The organism is Clostridium sp. AF19-22AC (assembly GCF_003479085.1).
In the GTDB taxonomy this organism is placed as follows: Bacteria; Bacillota; Clostridia; order Lachnospirales; family Lachnospiraceae; genus Faecalicatena_A; species Faecalicatena_A orotica.
Genome location: NZ_QUGN01000022.1, coordinates 32145 through 54473, shown reverse-complemented (window position 1 = coordinate 54473; position 22329 = coordinate 32145). Strand labels below are relative to the sequence as shown.

General features: G+C 46.4%; 26 protein-coding genes. 21 read left to right on the top strand and 5 right to left on the bottom strand.

Annotation, left to right across the window (positions count from 1 at the left end):
* Positions 1-5: 5 nt before the first annotated feature.
* A complete protein-coding gene (locus DWX43_RS20725; protein WP_118621685.1) occupies positions 6-1361 on the top strand; it encodes a radical SAM protein in 1356 nt (451 codons plus the stop codon).
* A 103-nt stretch (positions 1362-1464) separates the two neighbouring features.
* Here the strand turns inward: DWX43_RS20725 and DWX43_RS20720 are convergent, their stop codons facing one another.
* The 3 genes from DWX43_RS20720 to DWX43_RS20710 form a co-directional block, all read right to left on the bottom strand.
* Entirely contained in the window at positions 1465-1722 is a 258-nt protein-coding gene (locus tag DWX43_RS20720) for a spore coat protein (protein ID WP_109733070.1), read from the bottom strand.
* Positions 1723-1734: 12 nt separating this feature from the next.
* Positions 1735-1917, bottom strand: a complete 183-nt coding sequence (locus tag DWX43_RS20715) for a hypothetical protein (protein ID WP_109733071.1) — start codon at positions 1915-1917, stop codon at positions 1735-1737.
* Positions 1918-2019: 102 nt separating this feature from the next.
* Positions 2020-2745 (bottom strand): gamma-glutamyl-gamma-aminobutyrate hydrolase family protein, encoded by a 726-nt coding sequence (locus DWX43_RS20710; RefSeq protein WP_109733072.1) that lies wholly within the window; start codon positions 2743-2745, stop codon positions 2020-2022.
* 134 nt (positions 2746-2879) lie between these two features.
* Between DWX43_RS20710 and DWX43_RS20705 the strand changes: the two genes are divergently transcribed.
* On the top strand, positions 2880-3896 hold the full coding sequence (locus tag DWX43_RS20705; RefSeq protein ID WP_118621684.1) for a dipeptidase: 1017 nt from the start codon (positions 2880-2882) through the stop codon (positions 3894-3896).
* Between the two features lie 94 nt (positions 3897-3990).
* A complete protein-coding gene (gene uraA, locus DWX43_RS20700; RefSeq protein WP_118621683.1) occupies positions 3991-5247 on the top strand; it encodes a uracil permease in 1257 nt (418 codons plus the stop codon).
* A gap of 85 nt (positions 5248-5332) precedes the next feature.
* Here the strand turns inward: uraA and DWX43_RS20695 are convergent, their stop codons facing one another.
* Both DWX43_RS20695 and DWX43_RS20690 read right to left on the bottom strand, forming a co-directional pair.
* A complete protein-coding gene (locus DWX43_RS20695) occupies positions 5333-6556 on the bottom strand; it encodes an argininosuccinate synthase (protein WP_118621682.1) in 1224 nt (407 codons plus the stop codon).
* 485 nt (positions 6557-7041) lie between these two features.
* Positions 7042-7368, bottom strand: a complete 327-nt coding sequence (locus DWX43_RS20690; RefSeq protein WP_118621681.1) for a hypothetical protein — start codon at positions 7366-7368, stop codon at positions 7042-7044.
* Between the two features lie 345 nt (positions 7369-7713).
* On the opposite strand from DWX43_RS20690, the gene DWX43_RS20685 reads away from it, so the two are divergent.
* The 18 genes from DWX43_RS20685 (at position 7714) to DWX43_RS20605 (ending at position 22218) form a co-directional block, all read left to right on the top strand.
* Entirely contained in the window at positions 7714-8814 is a 1101-nt protein-coding gene (locus tag DWX43_RS20685) for a helix-turn-helix transcriptional regulator (RefSeq protein WP_181368812.1), read from the top strand.
* A 74-nt stretch (positions 8815-8888) separates the two neighbouring features.
* Entirely contained in the window at positions 8889-9092 is a 204-nt protein-coding gene (locus DWX43_RS20680) for a PLD nuclease N-terminal domain-containing protein (RefSeq protein WP_118621680.1), read from the top strand.
* Positions 9089-10006 (top strand): ABC transporter ATP-binding protein, encoded by a 918-nt coding sequence (locus DWX43_RS20675; RefSeq protein ID WP_118621679.1) that lies wholly within the window; start codon positions 9089-9091, stop codon positions 10004-10006. The genes DWX43_RS20680 and DWX43_RS20675 overlap by 4 nt, the downstream gene beginning before the upstream one ends.
* Entirely contained in the window at positions 10003-10770 is a 768-nt protein-coding gene (locus DWX43_RS20670) for an ABC transporter permease (protein WP_109733080.1), read from the top strand. The genes DWX43_RS20675 and DWX43_RS20670 overlap by 4 nt, the downstream gene beginning before the upstream one ends.
* A 181-nt stretch (positions 10771-10951) precedes the next feature.
* Complete coding sequence (locus DWX43_RS20665; RefSeq protein WP_118621678.1) at positions 10952-11983, top strand: low specificity L-threonine aldolase; 1032 nt, start codon at positions 10952-10954, stop codon at positions 11981-11983.
* Positions 11984-11990: 7 nt separating this feature from the next.
* Positions 11991-12524 carry a signal peptidase I gene (lepB, locus tag DWX43_RS20660; protein WP_118621677.1) on the top strand — a complete coding sequence of 178 codons (534 nt, stop codon included), beginning with the start codon at positions 11991-11993 and terminating at the stop codon, positions 12522-12524.
* 31 nt (positions 12525-12555) lie between these two features.
* Entirely contained in the window at positions 12556-13593 is a 1038-nt protein-coding gene (locus DWX43_RS20655) for a hypothetical protein (RefSeq protein WP_118621676.1), read from the top strand.
* A gap of 16 nt (positions 13594-13609) precedes the next feature.
* Positions 13610-14134 (top strand): isochorismatase family cysteine hydrolase, encoded by a 525-nt coding sequence (locus tag DWX43_RS20650; protein WP_109733084.1) that lies wholly within the window; start codon positions 13610-13612, stop codon positions 14132-14134.
* Between the two features lie 37 nt (positions 14135-14171).
* Positions 14172-15353: an iron-containing alcohol dehydrogenase gene (locus DWX43_RS20645; protein WP_118621675.1), complete on the top strand. Its 1182-nt coding sequence runs from the start codon at positions 14172-14174 to the stop codon at positions 15351-15353.
* Positions 15354-15375: 22 nt separating this feature from the next.
* Positions 15376-15612: a DUF6019 family protein gene (locus tag DWX43_RS20640; RefSeq protein WP_118621674.1), complete on the top strand. Its 237-nt coding sequence runs from the start codon at positions 15376-15378 to the stop codon at positions 15610-15612.
* Positions 15613-15615: 3 nt separating this feature from the next.
* Positions 15616-16218, top strand: a complete 603-nt coding sequence (locus tag DWX43_RS20635) for a pentapeptide repeat-containing protein (protein ID WP_118621673.1) — start codon at positions 15616-15618, stop codon at positions 16216-16218.
* Positions 16219-16372: 154 nt separating this feature from the next.
* A complete protein-coding gene (locus tag DWX43_RS20630) occupies positions 16373-17449 on the top strand; it encodes a helix-turn-helix transcriptional regulator (RefSeq protein ID WP_118621672.1) in 1077 nt (358 codons plus the stop codon).
* Between the two features lie 3 nt (positions 17450-17452).
* Complete coding sequence (locus DWX43_RS20625) at positions 17453-18367, top strand: YafY family protein (protein ID WP_118621671.1); 915 nt, start codon at positions 17453-17455, stop codon at positions 18365-18367.
* Between the two features lie 70 nt (positions 18368-18437).
* Positions 18438-18890 (top strand): GyrI-like domain-containing protein, encoded by a 453-nt coding sequence (locus tag DWX43_RS20620; protein ID WP_109733090.1) that lies wholly within the window; start codon positions 18438-18440, stop codon positions 18888-18890.
* A 58-nt stretch (positions 18891-18948) separates the two neighbouring features.
* A complete protein-coding gene (locus DWX43_RS20615) occupies positions 18949-19290 on the top strand; it encodes a TfoX/Sxy family protein (protein ID WP_118621670.1) in 342 nt (113 codons plus the stop codon).
* A 260-nt stretch (positions 19291-19550) separates the two neighbouring features.
* Positions 19551-19685, top strand: coding sequence for a hypothetical protein (locus tag DWX43_RS27580; RefSeq protein WP_278321136.1), 135 nt, complete (start codon positions 19551-19553; stop codon positions 19683-19685).
* 246 nt (positions 19686-19931) lie between these two features.
* Positions 19932-20999, top strand: a complete 1068-nt coding sequence (gene proB / locus DWX43_RS20610; RefSeq protein ID WP_109733092.1) for a glutamate 5-kinase — start codon at positions 19932-19934, stop codon at positions 20997-20999.
* Positions 20968-22218, top strand: a complete 1251-nt coding sequence (locus DWX43_RS20605; protein ID WP_118621669.1) for a glutamate-5-semialdehyde dehydrogenase — start codon at positions 20968-20970, stop codon at positions 22216-22218. The genes proB and DWX43_RS20605 overlap by 32 nt, the downstream gene beginning before the upstream one ends.
* Positions 22219-22329: the final 111 nt, after the last annotated feature.

The window sequence follows — 22329 nt, the reverse complement described above, 5'->3', positions numbered from 1 at the left end:
GAGATATGGGAAAATTAAGACATCAGGCTGAGAGGGCCGCTTTCGGAAAATTGATTGATACTTCTATGAAGCACATCAGCAAAGACAGGGAAAAGAGTTTCCTGAAAATGGTAGATTTGACCGAGAATTTTGCGAAGGACCGGTTCCAGCCGGAAAGCTACGAGGCGGCAAGGCAGATGATCCGGGATGAGGATGGGAAATGGATGACCTATGTAAACAGGATACTGGACGAGGTGAGCCCGAACGTGATTAAGAAAACCGCGATGAATCTGGGATTCGAGGCAATGCTCAGCGGCACTAAGATCATGCACGAAAGCCGTGAGAAATACCAGTGCAATATTCCCTGGCTGATTCTTTTGGACCCGACAAGTGCATGCAACTTAAAGTGCACCGGCTGCTGGGCGGCAGAGTACGGACATACATTATCCCTGACTTATGAAGAGCTCGACAGTATCATAACACAGGGGAAAGAGCTTGGGATCTATTTCTATATGTACACAGGCGGTGAACCACTTGTCAGAAAGGCGGACATCATCAGGCTGTGCAGAAAGCATGATGACTGTGCGTTCCATGCGTTTACAAATGGAACTCTGGTAGATGACGCATTCTGTGAAGAGATGGAAGAGGCAGGAAATCTCTCATTGTCAATCAGTCTGGAAGGATATGAGGAAGTTAATGACGGAAGAAGGGGGCCGGGCGTTTTCAATCAGGTTATGAAAGCGATGGATATACTGAAAGCGCACGGGCAGATATTCGGAACATCTATCTGCTACACCAGTGCAAATATCGATACCGTTACGTCCGATGAATTTCTGGATATGATTATTGAAAAGGGATGCCGTTATGCATGGTACTTCCATTACATGCCGGTCGGTAATGACGCCGCAGTTGAACTTCTCCCGACAAAGGAGCAGAGGGAGTACATTTATCACAGGATCCGTGAAATCCGTGCAATGGAAGGAGGCAAACCAATCTTTGCCTTTGATTTTCAAAACGATGGCGAATATGTAGGCGGATGTATTGCGGGCGGACGTAATTACTGTCATATTAATCCCAACGGCGATGTGGAACCGTGTGTGTTCATTCACTATTCGGGTGCAAATATCCGTAATGTCAGTCTTCTCGAGGCGCTTAAACAGCCGTTGTTTATGGCATACAGAGAAGGACAGCCGTTTAACGAAAACCATTTAAGGCCGTGCCCCATGCTCGAGAATCCGGAAAAGCTGATGGAAATGGTGAGGAAAACGGGGGCCAAATCGACGGATATGCAGTCTCCGGAATCCGTAGAGCATCTCTGCGGGAAATGTCTGGAATATGCTGAAAACTGGAAGGAAAAGGCGGAAGAGCTTTGGAATAAGTAGGAAGCTTTTATTAAAACGAAAAAAGGAATCCGGAATGGATCATTTCGGACTCCTTTTTTCGTTTACATCAGAGAGTTGGTTTCATTGCGTAAATATGATTTCTTTAGAAAGTTTTCGGCTGGGTCAGGATATTTTTTACATGCTCTACTTCCTCAGAAGTTGCTTTGGCAGCAGGAACATAATAGCTTTTTTCTCTGGCCACATGATAGAGTTTTTCCTGAGACATTTCACATTCGTTGCGGATCTGCTTCAGGCATTGCTTTAATTCTTTGTTTTCAGTCTGCGGGATCATATCCCCGAACATTTTCAGTTCGCCGTTTACTCCGACTAATGCGTCGGATACCATTGTTTTTTCATTCATATGCGTCACCCCTTATAAGAATTTCATCAGTTCCTGTTTGTTTTTCATAGCAGAATCAGCTGCATCCTGGAAAAGTTTCTTTACTTCAGGATCTTCGGCCTGGGATGCATAATCGGTCATTTTGCAATGTGTTGTGTCATAGCCGCCAATGAGATGACGTAAGTTCTGTAAATCAAGTATTGATATTTCAGACATAATTGGACCTCCTTAAAGAAATAATAATTACGAGGTTTATTATGCCCGTATCCATGCAAAATATAAGAATTATTCGAATGAAAAATTTGTTATTAAATGTGATTAAGCCTCGGCGGTTTTAGCAGGACGCAGCCGCGCGTGTAAGACAAATTCGGAAAAAAGCTCCCTCATTTCGGGGGAACTGCGGTACATGCATTCCGGATGCCACTGCACTCCGATCGCGAAGGGATGGTCTTTCATTTCAATGGCTTCAATCGTCTGGTCGGCGGCACGCGCACAGGCGATGAGATCCTTTCCAAGCATGCCTACGCTCTGGTGGTGAAAACTGTTCACATCCAGTCTGGAACCAATATATCTCTGGAGCTGGGAACCTTTTTCGATATTGATCCTGTGACTGACTTCTGACCGGGAATAAGACTGCTGCATATGGTTCATTGGCTTTCCGGGCTGCAGCGACATGTCCTGATAAATCGTACCGCCGCAGGCTACATTGTATACCTGCATACCGCGGCATATGGAAAAAACTGGTTTTTTGGTGGTGAGGACTGACTTCATCAGGCGGATTTGAAACAGATCCAGCGTAATATTCGTTTTACCGATTCCGTTTTTTGGTTCCTCACCAAATAAAAGCGGTGTAATGTCATCACCCCCGCAGAACAGGAATCCGTCACAGAAGGAGATATACTCCCGTATGGCAGAATCAGAACGGATGAGGGGCAGGATAAAAGGAAGCCCCCCGGAGTAACGGATGGACTGGATATAAGTATTGGTAACAAACTGCCTGTCGTTCATAAGCCCACAGACAACAATTCCGATTTTCGGTTTCATAAGCACTCCTTTTTTGGCATAAGATAGTTTGACAGTAAAAGAACAATACACTATTATGTGTGTATAGCGTATGTAAAAAACTGGGAAAATATACCTTGCCGTGCAGGGGATTTTTTCGAAAGGATGGTTATGAAATGATGAATTTAATTGACCTGCACTGTGATACAATCAGCAGGCTTATGACGGCTGGCGGGAGCCATAATCTGGCGGACAACGATCTGAGTATTGATCTGGGGGGAATGCAGAAGGCGGGAACGCTTGTCCAGTTTTTCGCATGTTTCGTGCATGCAGTATCCTATGAAGACGCCGGCCTGACAGACGGCAGTACAGGAAGACATATGCCTGCCCAGATAAGTCCTAAGGCATGGGACAGGGCTTATCAGGCGGTTCTTGAGATGGCAGGGCGAATCGACGGCGAACAAAATGACAGAATCAGGACAGCACATTCTTATGGGGAAATCAGGAAGAACCAGGAGCAGGGAATGATTTCTGCTGTAAAGACGGCGGAGGAGGGCGGTATCCTAAACGGAAGGCTGGAAAGGCTTGAAGAATTGTATGATGCAGGGATCAGGCTGATAACACTTACATGGAATTACCCGAACTGCCTTGGATTTCCAAACAGCAGAACAGGTGATATTATGGAAAGCGGGCTGACGGAGTTTGGATTTCAAGCGGTTGAACGGATGAATGAGCTGGGGATGATTGTGGACGTATCACATCTTTCCGACGGCGGATTCTGGGACTGCATTAAAGCGAGCTGTGTGCCAGTCTGCGCTTCCCATTCTAATGCACGTGCACTCTGTCCACATCCGAGAAACCTGACGGATGAGATGCTGAAGGCTCTGGGAGAAAAAGGCGGTGTGGCGGGTCTGAATTTTTATCCGGCATTCCTGTGCGAAAACGGTGTGGCAGTTGTGGATGATATTGCCCGCCATGCAGTACATATGATCAAAACCGGCGGGGAAGATGTGGCTGCAGTTGGAACAGATTTCGACGGATTTGACAATGAGCCGCATGAAGGCTGGATCAGTCATGTCTCAGAGATGGAACTTGTCTGGGAAGCTATGAGAAAAAGAGGAATCACACCGAGGCAGCTTGACAAGGTCATGTCTCTAAATGCCCTGCGGGTGATTAGAGAGGCTATGAAATAATTGTAACATTTCCATATAAAAATAAATTTTCTATCTTGGCTCTTTATGATACAATAGTAAAGATAAAGTGAACAAGAGAGAAATGGAGGGCTATATGGAAAGTCGAAAAATTATTCAGGTGGAAGAAAAAGTACCGTTCAAAATGCTGGTGCCCTTGAGCATCCAGCATATGTTTGCGATGTTCGGGGCATCGGTTCTGGTTCCGTTTGTATTCGGAATTAACCCGGCGATTGTATTATTTATGAATGGTATCGGAACAATGTTATTTATTCTGATTACAAAGGGAAAAGCACCGGCATATCTTGGCTCCAGTTTTGCATTCCTTGCACCGGCGGGGATCGTTATCAGCAAATGGGGCTATAATTATGCACTGGGCGGTTTCGTAGTGGTTGGATTCTTCGGGTGCATCCTGGCTCTGATTATCTACAAATTTGGCTCAGACTGGATTGATATTGTGCTTCCCCCAGCAGCGATGGGGCCTGTTGTCGCATTGATCGGACTGGAACTTGCCGGAACGGCTGCTTCTAATGCAGGTCTGAAGGATGAGGTGATTGATTCTAAGAATGTCATCGTATTTCTGGTGACCCTTCTGACGGCCGTGATCGGTTCTGTTGTATTCCGCAAGTTTTTATCGGTCATACCGATACTGATTGCTATTATTGCAGGATATGTGGCGGCACTGCTTTGCGGGATCGTGGATTTTGCAGCGGTCGGGTCAGCGGCATGGTTTTCACTGCCAAACTTCGCGACACCGAAGTTCAAATGGGAGGCTATCGTTATTATACTGCCCGTACTTCTGGTCATTGCATCTGAACATATCGGGCACCAGATTGTTACAAGCAAGGTAGTGGGAAGGGACCTGCTGAAAGACCCGGGTCTGCACCGCTCTTTGTTTGCAGATAATTTTTCAACAATGATCTCCGGATTCATCGGTTCGGTCCCGACAACCACATACGGTGAAAATATTGGTGTCATGGCCGTGACGAAAGTTTACAGTGTCTATGTCATCGGCGGGGCGGCAGTACTGTCTATAATATGCTCATTTATCGGGAAAATGACGACCCTGATCAGTACGATCCCGGGGCCGGTTATCGGTGGTATTTCCTTCCTCCTGTACGGAATGATCGGTGCATCCGGTATCCGCATCCTTGTAGAGGCACAGGTAGATTACGGGAAATCCAGAAACATGGCAATGACCTCCATTATTTTTGTGACTGGGCTTTCCGGCATATCCGTACAGTTCGGAAGCATCCAGCTTTCTGGAATGGTACTCGCATGTGTAGTCGGAATGCTGATGGGACTGATGTTCTTCATCCTGGACAAGCTGAAACTGACGAACGATAGAGAATAGTTTCATATTCGAAGATAAATAGGACGCTTGCTACGGCAAGCGTCCTACATTCATTCATATTAAAAGTTTCTTTACAATATCCAGCTTATTTTTTGTTCAGCTCCGCCATTTTCATTGCGCGTACTTTTAACGGCAGTCCGAACAGGTTGATAAATCCTTCTGCATCATGGTGATCGTAAAGTTCACCGGTTGTAAAGCTTGCCAGAGATTCGCTGTACAGTGAATATGGGGAAGTAGTTCCGGCTTTGATGATATTACCTTTATAAAGTTTGAATTTAACTTCACCTGTTACATACTGCTGTGTCACATCTACAAATGCCTGAATTGCTTCGCGAAGTGGTGTGAACCATTTTCCTTCATATACGATCTGTGCAAACTTGTTGCCCATATCTTTCTTTACTTCATAGGTAGCACGGTCCAGAACAAGCTCTTCTAACTGGTCGTGTGCTTCCATCAGGATGGTTCCGCCGGGAGTCTCATAGACACCACGTGATTTCATGCCTACAACACGGTTCTCAACGATATCGACGATGCCGATTCCGTGCTTTCCGCCGAGAGCGTTTAATTCAGTGATGATTTCGGAAACTTTCATTTCTTTTCCATTCAGGCTCTTCGGTACACCAGCCTCGAATGTCATTGTTACATATTCGCCTTCATCCGGTGCTTTTTCAGGAGATACACCTAATACCAATAAATCATCATAGTTCGGCTCATTTGCCGGATCTTCCAGTTCCAGTCCTTCATGGCTGATGTGCCACAGGTTACGGTCACGGCTGTAGCTGTGCTTTGCATCAAACGGGAGGTCGATTCCATGCTGGTGGCAGTACTCGATCTCGTCTTCACGTGACTGCATGGTCCAAACATCTGTCATTCTCCAAGGTGCGATGATCTTAATGTCCGGTGCGAGAGCCTTGATTCCGAGTTCAAAACGAATCTGGTCATTTCCTTTTCCTGTTGCACCGTGGCAGATTGCAGTAGCGCCTTCTTTACGGGCGATCTCAACAAGCCTTTTTGCGATGACAGGACGAGCCATAGAAGTTCCGAGTAAATACTTGTTCTCATAAACAGCGCCTGCCTTTACACATGGCACGATGTATTCGTCACAGAATTCGTCGATAATATTCTCTATGTATAACTTGGAAGCGCCTGATAATTTTGCTCTTTCTTCCAGACCGTCCAGTTCTTCTCCCTGTCCGCAGTCGATGCAGCAGCAGATTACTTCATAGTCGAAATTTTCCTTTAACCAGGGGATAATTGCGGTCGTGTCAAGTCCGCCTGAATACGCCAATACAACTTTCTCTTTACTCATTTCATTTGCCTCCTAAATGTATTTCATTTTTAATTATATATTTGGTCCGGCAGTGATTGCTGCCTTGTGTATGCCCCGTTGAGCTAACACATACTATACACCACTTTTTATATTTATGCAATAGAAAATGTGAAAAAATTCATTATATACATAAAATACAAATAAATATGCAAAAACCAAGAGATATTATGCAATGTTTATGCATAATATAATATACTGCGGGCCAGATACCGTAAATCACGTTGTAAATATAGAAAGAGATCATGTGGCAGGACTCAGCAAAAAGTATATCCATTGCCCGAAGATAAGGAAGATATCACGGTTCAGAATCGTGTTCATTCAGGTAATGAGGGACTGGAGGAATATTTAAAGGGGATTTCGGTATATGAAATTGAGATAAATTTTGATGAATAGACACCACATACATGTGGGCGGAGTGTTATAAAATGACCGGATCTGGTCATTTTATAATGCTCCTTCTTTTATTATAACTGCTTATGCCGGGAGTCGGAATCGGTATAATGCACTTTAATTGTTTTATATTTATGGCCATTTTTCAGGCACATACGGGAATGGTACATATTGATTACAAGTGAGTCGGGTACGCCATTGATTCTCGCATGCTCCACTGCGATTTTCCGGGCAGCGTCCTCTGTCAGCCAGATTTTATATTCAACCACATTCAGTTCTACGTCTTTTCCTGTGTCGGATAATGTACTCCGGTCGGTTACAATGATGTAATCCGGTGTGAGCTTCGTAATGATAATAAGGAAAATCCCAATGAGTATGATTATGCAGCCTCTCTTCTTCATAAAAAACACCTCTGCTTAAAATGTAGTGAAATAAAACAAGCCCGGAATCGGATGATTCTGAGCTCTCTTTAGTGATGGAAAAAAGCTAAAGGTGGTGAGGAGATTAGCTCCTTTCATATTAAGTAAACACCTCAGAAAAATAAAACTTACGCGGGTTTGATAGAAATTATAAGACCTTTTTGGCGGCATCATAATCTGGGGATTAACCATTGGTTAATTTTGTTAATGGAATTTAACGATTAATCCATTGTGGGTTATCCCGGTGTCTGCTATTCTGTAACCAGAAAGGAAGAAAATACAAAAAGAAAAGCGGCATAATTTTAAACCGTTTTGGGAGGCATGATTATGAAAATACACGAAATTATCCGGAAACAGAGAAAGGAAAGAGGGCTGACGCAGGAGGAGCTTGCAAGGTATCTCGGTGTCTCTGCACCGGCGGTCAACAAGTGGGAGAAAGGGCAGAGCTATCCGGATATTACGCTGCTTCCGGTAATGGCTGCTTATTTCAATATGAGCGTAGATGAACTTCTCGGCTACGAGCCGCAGATGATAAAGCAGGATATTGAAAAGCTATATCACAGGCTTGCGAAAAGGTTCAGCAGTGAACCATTTGAAGTGGTAAAGGCGGAATGCGATGAATATGTCAAAAAATATCATTCCTGTTTCCAATTGCTTCTACAGATGGCGGTACTATACGTCAACCACGTTCCACTGGCGCCGGCCCCAAAGGAGATTCTGGAGGAAGCCATCACACTTTTGGACTGTGTCATCGAAGACTGCGGCGAAGTCCAGCTTGTAAAAGAGGCAGTCATCACAAAAGGAGGGTGTTACCTTATGATGGAAAATCCGCAGGAGGTTCTGGACCTGCTGGGAGGTGAGGTTCATGCGATTATGCAGGATGCGGAGATGCAGGCTCAGGCTTTCCAGATGAAAGGTGACATGGAGAAGGCAAGGGAGGCGCTTCAGGTCAGCATGTACCAGCATCTTCTGATGTTTGTGGGAGATTCGGCACTGCTGGTTTCCTGGGAAACAGAATCACCTGCGAAGGCAGATGAAGTGATCCGGCGAACTCTTAAGGTTATGGAAATCTACCAGATTGACAAACTGCATTTCAATGTCATGGCGCAGGTATATCTGTCATTTGCACAGCATTACTGCATTGTAAAAAGGCCGGAAGATGCGGTGGATATACTAGAGAGGTATGTAAATGTTTTTCTAAATCAGGAACATGCACTCGAGCTGCATGGGGATGAATATTTTGACAAGATTGACAACTGGCTGTCGAACCTGACTCTTGGAAAAGAGCCGCCCCGCAGTGAGGCAGTCGTGAGGCAGAGTGTTCTTGGGACCGTTGCGGAAAACCCGGTATTTGCATGTTTAAAAGACAATGCCAGATACCGGCATCTTGTAAAGCGTCTTGAGGAATATTGCGGCAGAACGAATTAGGGCGTGTTTGATAAATCAGCCGTATACATGATTCATCTAACAGGCTTCAGAAGGAAAATCAGGAGGTAGAAATTATGAGTACACTTATGGAATATTTACCGGTCCTTTTACCGGTGATTATCATACAATTAGTTTTAATGCTGACGGCGCTTGTCCATGCACTTCGCCATCCGCATTACCGTTTCGGAAACAGAATCATATGGATTCTTGTGATCGTATTCGGACAGATGATCGGACCCATCATTTATTTTGTAATCGGAAGAGGGGAAGAGGAATGAACATACTTGAAATAGAAGGCCTGAGAAAAAAGTTTGGTGTCCATCAGGTTCTGGACGGGTTAAACATAGTGGTACCGGAGCATTCCGTTTTTGGATTTCTCGGAAAAAACGGTGCAGGAAAAACGACTACTATGAAAATCGTACTGGGACTTCTGAAGGCAGATGCCGGGGAGGTCCGTGTGCTGGGTGAAAAAGTGGAATACGGCCAGACCAGTACAAACAGGTTTGTCGGTTATCTGCCGGATGTGCCGGAGTTCTACAGTTACATGACACCAAAAGAGTATTTAAGACTCTGCGGCCGCATCACAGGAATGACAGACAAACAGATTATGAGGAAGAGTGAGGAACTTTTAGAACTCACGGGACTAAAAGGTGTAAAAAAGAGAATTGGCGGTTTCTCCAGAGGGATGAAACAGCGTCTCGGAATTGCACAGGCGCTGTTTAACGAGCCAAAGCTTTTGATCTGTGATGAACCTACTTCGGCACTTGATCCTGTCGGGCGCCGCGAAGTGCTGGATATTATGGAACAAGTCAGGGAAAAGACAACGGTGATCTTTTCAACACATGTACTTTCAGATGTAGAGAGGATCTGCGACAGGGTGGCTGTATTGAATGACGGGAAGACGGTTATGGAAGGGACTCTCGGTGAAATTAAAGAAAGACACAGGAAAAACAGCCTGCTTATAGAATTTACAAGGAAAGAAAGCATGGACCGGTTCATGGAGGAACCTTTGTTCAGACAACTACTGAAGCAGTCGAAGCGTGAAGGGAGCCAGATCATCATTCATACAAAAGATATAGAGCAGGCAGAGGCGGAAATCATCCGCGGACTTAACGAGACCCGGCTTTTGCCTTCCCGTCTGGAGATACTGGAACCATCATTGGAGGGATTATTTATGGAGGCGATACAATGAGGGCATATGCAGCATTTACAGCAAAAGAATTTACCGAATATACAAGAACATACAAACTGCTGGTAATCGGACTGGTATTCCTTCTGTTTGGAATTTCAAGCCCGCTGGCGGCCAAATTTATGCCGGAGATCATTAGCCAGTTCATGCCGGCGGGAATTGAGATTACAATTACAGAACCTGCGGCACTGGATTCCTGGATGCAGTTTCTAAAAAATATTTCCCAGATCGGTGCCTTTGTTCTGGTCATTCTGCTGAGTGGAATCATGGCAGGAGAGTACTCCAGAGGAACATTGATCCACATTCTGACAAAAGGACTTTCAAGGAAGACCGTCATCCTTTCTAAGTTTACGGCTGCCGCACTGTTATGGACGGGCGCATATCTGTTATGTTTTGGTGTGGCTTATGGCTACACATGGTATTTCTGGAGGAAGACCGTGAATACGCCCGGACTTGCTGAGGCAATTACGGCGTTGTGGGTATTCGGCATCCTGCTTACGGCGATAACCGTACTGGGCGGGGTTCTGGTCCGGTCATCTTACGGAACACTGCTCTTTACCGGGGCTTTGGTCGTCATCCAGATCCTTCTGAATATGCTGCCTGACGTACAGGATTACAACCCGATACAGCTGGCAAATGGAGGGACGCCACTGATGCAGGGCCAGTTGGAAAGTGGAAGCCTGATTAAACCGATGATTGTGGCGGCAGCGGGAATTGCCATATGCATCATCGCGGCATGTGCAGCTTTCAATAAGAAAAAACTATAGGGAACAGGACACGTGGAATGATTACGCAGCCATTTTCCGTGTTTTAACCGGACCGGGGAAGTCTCCCGCTTCTATGTCAAAGAGACATAAGCGGGGACTTCCCCGGTTCTGTTAATTTCTTATGGAAAACTTCCTGCGTGAGTAGTATAATCAGGTTATTACTACCGAGAGGAGAACGCAGATGATTTATTTCAATTGTGATTATAACGAGGGCGCTCATGAGAAAGTGCTGGAAAGACTGAGCAAAACGAATATGGAACAGACTGCCGGATATGGGGAGGATGAATACTGCGGGCAGGCCAGGAAGCTGATTTGCAGGCTTTGTAAGGATGACAGCCTGATGGTACAGTTCCTGGTAGGCGGCACACAGGCTAATATGACGGTAATCTCCGCGGCGCTGCGCCCGCATCAGGGGGTATTATCGGCTGATACAGGGCATATCAATGTCCATGAGACAGGTGCGGTTGAATCTACCGGACATAAGGTGCTCTCACTTCCGTCTGTGGATGGGAAGATTACGGCAAAACAGGTGGAAGATGCATACAGAAGCCATGTGGAGGAAGACAGTTTTGAACATATGGTCCAGCCGAAGATGGTATACATATCCAACCCGACAGAACTCGGGACCATCTACAGTATGGCAGAGCTGGAGGCTCTTTCACAGGTGTGCAGGAAGAACGGGCTTTATCTGTTTATGGATGGCGCAAGGCTTGGATATGGCCTGACTTCGAAAGAGAATGATCTGGATCTGGAACAGATTGCGAAGCTGTGTGATGTATTTTATATAGGGGGGACAAAGGTTGGCGCGCTGTTCGGGGAAGCGGTTGTCATTTCGAATCCGGCGCTGAAAGAGGATTTCCGCTATATGATCAAGCAGAAAGGCGGGATGCTTGCCAAGGGAAGGCTTCTCGGGGTACAGTTTCTGGCCCTTTTGGAAGACGGACTCTATTTCGAGATTTCCAGACATGCGAATGAACTGGCAGAGGAGATCCGCGATGCCTGCAAAAAAGCCGGTTATCCGTTTCTGGTTGAGAATCCGACAAACCAGATATTCGTGATCCTGCCGGATGTAAAGCTTGCAGAATTAGGGAAAAACTATAGTTTCTGTTATCAGGAGCGCGTGGATGAAGCCCACAGTGCCGTCCGTATCTGCACGAGCTGGGCAACGAGCAGGGAAAGTGTGGAGAAACTGATAAAGGACATTGAAGGTTAGGGGATTTATGAAGAAAGATATAAAAAGAGATGAGATTCTGCATGAACTGCTGGAGTATCTGAAGGTGATAGCGATAGCCGTGGCATTTGTTTTCGTTGTAAACAGGACACTGATCGTAAATGCACAGGTCACTTCCGGCTCTATGGAAAGTACGGTTATGACAGGAAGCCGTGTGCTCGTAAACCGGCAGGCATATTTATTCCATGATCCGGAACGCGGGGATATTGTTACATTTAACTGCCCGGACGATCTGGGGAAAGAATATATGAAGCGGATTCTCGCACTTCCCGGGGAAACCATTGAAGGGAAAGACGGTACGGTCTATATCGATGGGAAGAAGCTGGAAGAACCATATATTAAGATACGGTTTGAACATGATTTCGGGCCGTTTCAGGTTCCGGCGGATTCTTATTTTATGATGGGTGATAACCGGAATAATTCATGGGATTCCCGGTTCTGGCTGAACAAGTATGTGAAGAAGTCGGATATCATCGGAAAGGCGGAATTCGAGTACTTTCCAGAAATTAAAAAGTTCTTTTAGAGAAGCGGCAGACATCAAAGAGGGAGGAAACATGCAGGTATTTTTTGATTGTTCGTTATGGATGGAACAGGGAGAAGAGGAATGCAGCTTCATCCAGCCTGTAAATGCAAGATTCAGAGCCGGTGGACTTGACCGGGTTATTCCTGTTGTTTACTGCTTTGAAGAGGGAATTGTGTTTGACATTCTGACCGTGATGGATGAACGCGTTATGAAGGAGTACCGGGACAGGTATGCGGAATGTGAAGAGAAGCCCGAAGAACTTTCGGATGCCCGGATTCTTGAAATTACCCAGAATAACCCATACCATAATGTAGACATTGCGTGTATCTGGCTGAATGGCTGCTGTGAAAAGGAAGAGATAGCATACAGCAGTACGGGATATGACCCGGAATATACAGGAGAGATGGAGAAACGTGTGGTCCTGAGGATAAAAGAAGCCTATCCTGAATATCTGGAAAATGAAAACTGTTTTTTCTGCCAGCGTGTTTCGCTGAAAACGCAGGAAGACTGGACGAAACACGTTCTGACAGAGATCAGGATACAAACGAGGGAGCTTAGGCGGACAGAGGTTCTGGATCTGGAGATGGAAGTGAAGCCGGGCGGGGAAGGCCGGGGGACATTTGTCCATCCGTTGACAGGGGCGCGGCACGAAGTGGTTATTTACGATATAGAGCTGGCAGAGCTTCCCGGAATCCGTCCGTTTTATGCAGGAAAGGCTTATGTTGTCCCGGCATTGTCAGGAGAGGAACACATTTTATTCGACAGTAATCTCCGGTTTGAAGATTCCGGTCCGGGCGGCTGCAAAGAAGAGGGCGGCCTGTCTGTCATCGGAGGCTCCGAAGGACCGGCTGCTGTCTTTATTGCGGCCAAAAGAGGCGGGGACGGGCCGGTATCTGTCTTTCTGGCAGGGAAAACGAAGGTGGGAGAATCAGAAAATGGCAGCCAGCCGGTATGCTGTTTTTCAAGACCTGCCCGGCCCGGTGTGGAGGAACACATTGTTTTTCGTATAATAGGACTGGAGCGTGTTGCTGCGCAGGAAGAGTTGATACAGGTTTACCAGATGCGATGACTGGAAGGTGGCAGTGATGAAAATATTAGTAGTAGTTGATATGCAGAAGGATTTTATAGATGGGGCGCTCGGGACAAAGGAAGCACAGCAGATCGTGCCGGGAGTGATAGAAAAGATCCGTACGTTTGACGGCAGGATTCTGGCTACGCGTGATACCCATGAGGCAGATTATCTAGACAGTGAGGAAGGAAAGCACCTTCCGGTTGTACACTGCGTCAGGGGGACAGAAGGCTGGCAGTTACATCCGCAGATTGCGGCACTCATAAAAGAAGAGCCGATCGACAAGCCGTCTTTTGGCAGTACCAGGCTGGGGCAGGTTCTGCGGGCGTGTGATATCAGCGGGGAACCGGTTGAAAGCGTTACGTTGGTCGGACTCTGTACAGATATCTGTGTGATTTCCAATGCCCTGCTGATAAAGGCATATCTGCCGGATGTCCCGGTAATCGTGGATGCTTCCTGCTGTGCGGGAGTTACCCCAGAGACGCATAAGCAGGCACTGGAGGCGATGAAAGTGTGCCAGATTGAGATCGTAAACGAGTAAGACAGGAACGCAGGACAGACGTCAGGAGGGATGAATCATGAATCAATTTCAGTATTATACACCGACAAAGGTCGTATTTGGAAAAGGAACAGAGGAAAACACGGGGGCTCTGGTTCAGGAATATGGTTGTAAAAAAGTGCTGGTCCACTATGGCGGCGGAAGTGTAAAAAGAAGCGGACTGCTTGACCGCATTTACCAGTCACTGGATGAAGCGGGAATTGCATATGTTTCACTTGGCAAAGTTGTACCGAACCCGCATTTATCCCTTGTATATGAAGGGATTGAACTGTGCAAAAGAGAAGGGGTTGACTTTATCCTCGCGGTGGGCGGCGGCAGTGTGATTGACTCTGCAAAAGCGATCGGGTATGGTGTGACGAATGAGGGCGATGTATGGGATTTCTATGAGAAAAAGAGGAATGCATCGGCCTGCCTTCCAGTAGGTGTCATCCTTACGATTGCGGCAGCAGGATCGGAGATGAGTGATTCCTCCGTGATTACCAATGAAGACGGCTGGGTAAAAAGGGGGTACAGCAGTAATTACTGCAGGCCGAAGTTCGCCATCATGAACCCGGAACTGACGATGACGCTTCCACAATACCAGACCATGAGCGGCTGTGTGGATATTATGATGCATACAATGGAACGCTATCTGAATCATGCAGACAATATGGAACTGACGGACGGTATCAGTGAGCATCTGCTTCGCACGGTGATGAAAAATGCCAAAATTCTGCTGAACGACCCGGAAAATTATGACGCAAGGGCGGAAGTGATGTGGGCGGGAAGTTTGTCACACAACGGACTGACCGGCTGCGGGACGGATGGAGGCGACTGGGCCAGCCACCAGCTGGAGCATGAGCTGGGCGGAATGTTCGATGTGGCGCACGGAGCCGGACTGGCGGCTATATGGGGAAGCTGGGCAAGATACGTGGTGGATGCAGGACCGGAACGTTTTGCACAATTCGCAGTCAATGTTATGGGTGTGAAAGCTGCCGGGGATGATATGCAGACGGCTTTGCTGGGGATCGAGGCAATGGAGGATTTCTACCGTTTTATTCACATGCCGGTATCAATGAAAGAACTTGGGATTGAACCGACAGAAGAGCAGATGAAAGAGCTGGCCCGCAAGTGCAGTTTCTGGGGCAGAAGGACGATAGGCTGTGTAAAAGTTCTGGAGGAGGAAGATATGTACCAGATTTACAAAAAAGCTTGTAATTAATATGCCGGACAGGAGAGAATAAATGATGTATATGTTTGGAATGCTGTACCATATATTAGCGTTTGCGTTTGTTGTAGTTATTGTTGGAGGACTTTTTGTACTTTTGTATTTTGTCGTCAAAAAGGCAGTCAGGGACGGTATGATGGAAGCGAATGCCGAACTTCATAAGGACCCACAGCAGAGTGCCAGTGAACATGGAAATGCAGATTACAGGACCGCGAAGGAGAATGCGGCAGAACAAAAAAGAGAAGGATTGTAGAGGATGCTGACAGAAGAAATACAATATGCCGGTATGGATGAGATGCCTGTTGAAAACCGGGAATTTACAGAAGAAGTACTGACGGGGGTCAATGCCAGTAAAGTGGAGTTTGTATCGGTCAGATTTGAGCGTTGCAGGTTTGTCGATTGTGATTTTACAGGTGCAGGTTTTTACCAGTCCTGTTTTGATAAATGTGATTTTTCCAACTGCCGTTTTACGGGGAGTTACTGGAAAAACTGCGAAGTGTCAGGATGTAAAGGGAATGGCAGCATGTTTGACCATGCGGTGCTGAAACATGTGAAGCTGCTGGAATGCCAGATGCCGCTGGCGAATTTCGGGGGCAGCCTCTGGGAGGCAAGCAGGGCAGAGCTTTGCAGCTTTCAGGAGGCTTTTTTTTCGGAAGTGAAGCTGAAGAAATCACAGTTTATCAAATCGGATTTCACGAAAGTAGATTTTTTCAGGACGATTTTAAGAGGTATAGATTTTTCCGACAGTGTAATAGAGAGTATTATGGTATCGGACAGCTATAAGGAACTGGCCGGGATGAAGATTAATATGTTTCAGGCTGCCGAGATTGCGAAATTACTCGGGGTAAAGATCGTATAAATACAGAGATACCTGAATGCACGTTAATATTTGCGGCATAAATATGAATGATCCTCCGTTGTTTTGAGGCTTAACAGTCTGATATGATGATGACAGGGACAGGATAGATCTGAATGTTTCGACAAAAACGTAAAAAACAACAGGAGGAATCATCATGAGGATACATGAAATTATCAGGGAAAAAAGGAAGGAACAGGGACTCACACAGGAACAGGCGGCCGGGAGGCTTGGGATTTCGGCCTCTGCATTCAATAAATGGGAGCGCGGGATGACCTGCCCGGATATCATGATACTGCCGGCGCTGGCAAGGCTTCTGGAGGTGGATTTAAATACGCTGCTTTCTTTTGAGGAGGATCTCACAGATCAGGAAATCGGTGTATGGTGCAGCCAGATATCCGACTGCATCATGAAAGAAGGTTTTTCTGCGGGATATACGGCGGCAATGGAGAAAATACGAAGATTCCCGAACAGCGGTATGCTGCTTTACACGATGGCAGCTACTCTTGAGGGCGGCCTGACGATGTTTGCAGACGGCGCCGGGGATGAGGGAGAAAGGCAGAGGTATCTGGATGAAATTGAAGGTCTCTATGAGCGCGCGGCTCGTGGGAAAAATGAAGCTGCCCGCATGCAGGCGGTCTCAATGCTTGCCTCAAAACTGATGAACCGCGGGGAGTATGAGGAAGCGCGGGAAAAATTAGAACTTTTGCCGGAACGGAATTTCCCGGATAAAAACCAGCTGCTGGCAAGGCTGTATTTCCGGCAGGGAAATTATGCAGAGGCGGCCCGGCTTACTGAGAATAAAATTCTTGCGGCGGCGAATGATATCTATTCCAGCCTGTTTATGCTGATGGATATCGCGCTGGAGGAAGAGCGGATTTCGGATGCAGAATATTTTGCCGGGAAAATGGTACAGACAGTTAACGTATTTGAAATGTGGGACTATTCTGCCTGTGCGGCGGAATTTACACTGGCAGTAAAAAAACAAGACAAAGAAGAAGTCATGCGTGTCCTGAAGAAAATGTTCCCGGCGTTGGAAAAGAAATGGAAGCCCTGTGATTCCCTGCTGTACAGCCATATCAGCGAGAAAGAAGGGGGCGAAAGACGTCAGGAGTTTGGCCGCAGGTTTCTGAAGAATCTGGCGGCAGAACTTCAGGAGGATAAAGATATGGAGTTTATCAAAGAAGATGAGGCTTTTCAAAAGTTCCTGAAGAGGTATAAAGGAGAAGAATAACCTATGAAGATTGACCGTTTGATCGGGATTCTATCCATCCTGCTCCAGCAGAAAAAGGTGACGGCGCCTTATCTTGCCGGGAAGTTTGAAGTATCCAGAAGAACTATAAACAGGGACATCGAGGCACTTTGCAGGGCGGGGATACCACTTGTTACGACACAGGGGGCCGGCGGCGGGATTTCCATCATGGACGGTTACAGTATCGACAAAACGCTTCTGACATCCTCTGACATGCAGGCAATTCTGGCCGGGCTGAGAAGTCTGGACAGTGTGGCCGGAAGCAGCCGTTACCAGCAGCTTATGGACAAGCTTTCCCCGGAGCATTCAGAAATCCTTACATCCAGCCAGCATATTCTGATCGACCTGTCCTCCTGGTATAAGAGCTCGCTTGCGCCAAAGATAGAGCTGATTCAGGCGGCAATTGAGAGAAAAGAGCTGATCGAGTTCGAATATTATGCATCCGGCACGGAGGGAAAACGAAAGATAGAGCCTTATCTTCTTGTGTTTCAATGGGCATCCTGGTATGTGTGGGGGTATTGTCCGAAGAGACGGGATTACAGAATGTTTAAACTGAACCGGATGCCGGAAGTGAAAAGTACCGGTGAGAAGTTTGAAGCGAGGGAACTTCCGGAGTTCAAAATAGAAAAGGAAACTGTCTTTCCGGCTTTGGTCTCTGTGAAAGCACTGTTCGAGCCATCTTTTAAATGGAGGCTGATTGAAGAATACGGGCCGGAGAGCTTTCAGGTACAGGAGGATGGAAGACTGCTGTTTCAGTTTGGATTTATGGATAAAGAGAGCATTTTCGGCTGGATTTTAAGTTTCGCGGATCACGCAGAACTGCTGGAGCCGGTGGGGCTGAGAGAAGAATTGAAGAAACTGCTTTGTAGTATGCAGAAAAAATATGAATCCGGAGAATAATGATGACATGCAGTTGTCGTGTTTCCCATGTTATCCTGAATCTATCAAACAGAAAGGTAAGGCTAAATAAATGGAATACGAAATTGTAGAATTAGAGGAGAAAAAGGTAGCGGGGCTGCGTGCCAGAACGAATAACTTTGCACCGGATATGACGCAGGTGATCGGCGGGCTGTGGCAGCGTTTTTATCAGGAAGCCTATCCGCACATTACGGGGATGGTCAATGGAAAGTCACTTGGCATTTATTCCGGATATGAAGGAGACGAAAAGTCCGACTATGATATTACCGTTGCCTGCGAGGTGGATGGATCCGGAGCACTGCCAGAGGGAACCAGCCTGTTTATGATTCCGGCCGGAAAATATGCGAAGTTCGTTGTAACAGGGGACCTGCACGCAGAAATTGCAAAATTCTGGAAGAACCTCTGGGCAATGGACCTTGACCGCACGTTCGTATGCGATTTTGAAGAGTATCAGAATAAAGATGTAGAAAATGCGGTGATACACGTCTATATCGGGATTAAATAATATAGGACAGGCATCAGTTTTGCGAGAAGATAATACCTGCTTTAGAAAGGGGATATGTATGGCATCAACATTAGAATTCGTGGAATATGTTGCAGAACAGCTGCATGAAGCCGGAAATATCAGCTATAAGAAGCTGTTTGGTGAATATGGACTCTGGTGTGACGGGAAGTTTTTTGGAACAGTGGAGGGGAATCAGTTTTATGTAAAAATGACGCAGGCAGGACATGAGATGATGCCGGAGGCAGTTCCGGCGGCACCGCATGGAGGCAGACCGGGGATGTATCTGGTGGAAGAACTCGAGGATACTGCATTCTTAAAAGAACTGACAGAGCGGACATTGATGGAACTGCCGGAACCAAAAGCAAAGTCCGGGAAAAGAAAACAGGTTTCTAATTCATAAAAAGAAAATTTGTGGTGTATTAAATAAAAACGATTTTTCCGTATATATCTTAAACAGCGGAAATACGCAGATAGACCGGAGTTCATTTAGACTGACGTCTAGTTTTGAATGACTGAAAAAATGCAGGAAATCGCTTGACAAATCATGAAATGCGGGTAAAATAAAAACAACTGATGCAAAAGGATGCGCTGAATATGCATCTGCATACAGTCTGACAGTTAACTGTCACAAAATGAATTTGAAACAAGAAGACCACACGAATGATTGGAGTTGTAGTGATGAAAGCAAAAAGTAACAGCCTTGACATCATGAACCGGTTTAATCAGACTCTGCCACTTTGCGACAGTGTTGTTTTTGTGCCGTGCGTTCCGAGTCCCCTTGGGGTATGCGCATAGTATAAAAATGAATATTGGCAGTAAAGAGGATATCGTTGTGCTGAATGCTTGTATGGATCATATACAAAGGATAGGAGGATGACTATATGCTTCTTCTATCCTTTTTCTTTTTGGAATCTCCCTACAGTTTCTGGGAGGTCTTAAAAGGCAGGCTTTAGAAGAGAGGCGGACTGCATATCCGGCTCTCTTTTTGCATACAGCGGTTTATCAGTATAAGTGAAATGAAAAAGAGGAAGGTTAAACATTATGGATAGAAAAGAGATTTTAGGGAATAAAAAAAGAATTGTGATAAAAGTAGGAACTACGACAGTTACCTATGACGAGACAGGAAATATCAATCTGGATAAACTGGAGAAGTTCGTGAGGATTCTGATTAACTTAAGAAACAAGGGAAGGGAAGTCATTGTAGTTTCCTCCGGTGCGGTCGGTATTGGAAGAAATGTACTGGGGCTTTCCGGCCGGCCGGAGACAGAGGCGGCTAAGCAGGCATGCGCCGCGGTCGGCCAGGGGCGGCTTATGATGATCTACGAAAAGCTTTTTAACGAATACAGCCAGCTGACAGCACAGGTACTGCTGACGAAGGAATCCATAACGAACGAGGAATGCAGGAAGAATGCAAGACAGACCTTTGACGAGCTCTTCAGGATGAATGTCGTGCCTATCGTGAACGAAAATGATGCAATATCTGTGGATGAACTGTCATATGGTAATTTCGGGGATAATGACACACTTGCGGCATATGTGGCAAAACTGGTAGATGCGGACCTGCTGATCCTCATGTCTGACATTGAAGGCCTGTATACGGATGATCCGAAGAAGAATCCGAATGCGAGGTTTATCCATACGGTAGTCGGGATCGACGACAAGCTGGAGCAGATGGCGAAAGGGGCTTCGAATGACACAGGCACGGGCGGGATGTCTACCAAGATTGATGCTGCAAAGATTGCGACGGCATCGGGTGCAGATATGGTGATTGCAAACGGGGCTAATATTTATTCAATCAATGACATCATGGCAGGAAAGAAGATCGGCACGCTGTTTTTATCCAGAGAGCATGGCAGGGAATTAGAAAATGAACTTGCTCCGGAACGTGCAACGTACCGCAGACAGGCTAAAAAGCAGAAGAAAGAAGGGCCAAAGGACGAAGCATACCGGAATGAAATGCAAAAAGAAGGTTTTGTGAAGCCGGGATTTCCTTCTGACAGGGAGTCTGCAAAGGGGCAGGCAGTAACGATGAAACAGGATACCACGGAGTTTTCGATGATTATGACAGGAGGCAGTTATGGGCAGTTATATGGAAACATTGGGCAGTAGGGCAAAGACGGCATCCAGAGAGGCAGGGAAGCTGAGTACGAATGAAAAGAATAAGGGACTGTTATCTGTTGCAGAAGAACTGCTTCTGGAGATGGAAGCCATTCTGCAGGAAAATGAAAAGGATGTCAGCGGGGCAGAAGCGCGTGGGATGAAGGCTTCGCTTGTAGACCGGCTCAGGCTCACGGAAATCCGCGTACAGGATATGGCGGAAGGGCTGCGGCAGATTGCGGCTCTGGATGATCCGACTGGGGAAGTCCTTTCCATGAAGAACCGGCCGAACGGACTACGGATCGGGAAAAGAAGAGTGCCGCTCGGGGTCGTGGGAATTATTTATGAGTCCAGGCCAAATGTCACGGCTGATGCATTCGGGCTTTGCTTTAAAACCGGGAATGCCGTGATATTAAGAGGTGGGAGCGATGCGATCCATTCGAATAAGGCAATCGTCCATGCGGTAAAGGAGGGGCTCAGGAAGGCGAAACTGACCCAGGATCTGATTTTGCTTGTTGAGGACACAAGCCGGGAGACCGTCAATGAAATGATGAAACTGCACGGATTCATCGATGTACTCATTCCAAGGGGTGGAGCGGGCCTGATTGCCAGCGTGGTCCAGAACAGCACAGTACCGGTAATCGAGACCGGAACCGGAAACTGCCATATTTATGTAGATGAAGGTGCTGATTTAAACATGGCAGTGGATATTATCGAGAATGCGAAGACGCAGAGAATGGGAGTATGCAACGCCTGCGAATCGCTGGTGATTCACGAACATGCGGCCGCGCAGGTGATCCCGATGATTGTAAGCAGGCTGAAACTGCACTCAGTGGAAATCCGCGGGGATGAGACTGCCTGCGCACTGAGTGGGGAAATTGTACCTGCATCTGAGGAGGACTGGGGAACAGAATATCTGGACGCTGTAATCTCAATTAAGGTTGTGGAATCACTGGATGCAGCGATTAAACACATCAACATTTATAACACAGGGCACTCCGAGTCGATTATTACAGAGAGCTATGCCAATGCACTGCGATTTCAGGATGAGATTGATGCAGCGGCAGTCTATGTAAATGCCTCCACACGCTTTACAGACGGTTTTGAGTTCGGCTTCGGGGCAGAGATCGGGATCAGCACCCAAAAACTGCACGCAAGGGGTCCTATGGGGCTGGAGGCACTGACGACGACAAAATATATCATTTTTGGCAGCGGCCAGATCCGCAGATAAAATTTTTAACGAATATTTGACTAAAATTAAAATTTTTCGAATAACACTTGCATAATATACAATACAGATGTATAATTATGCAAGTGTTATTTATGTTTATGCAGAGTGATT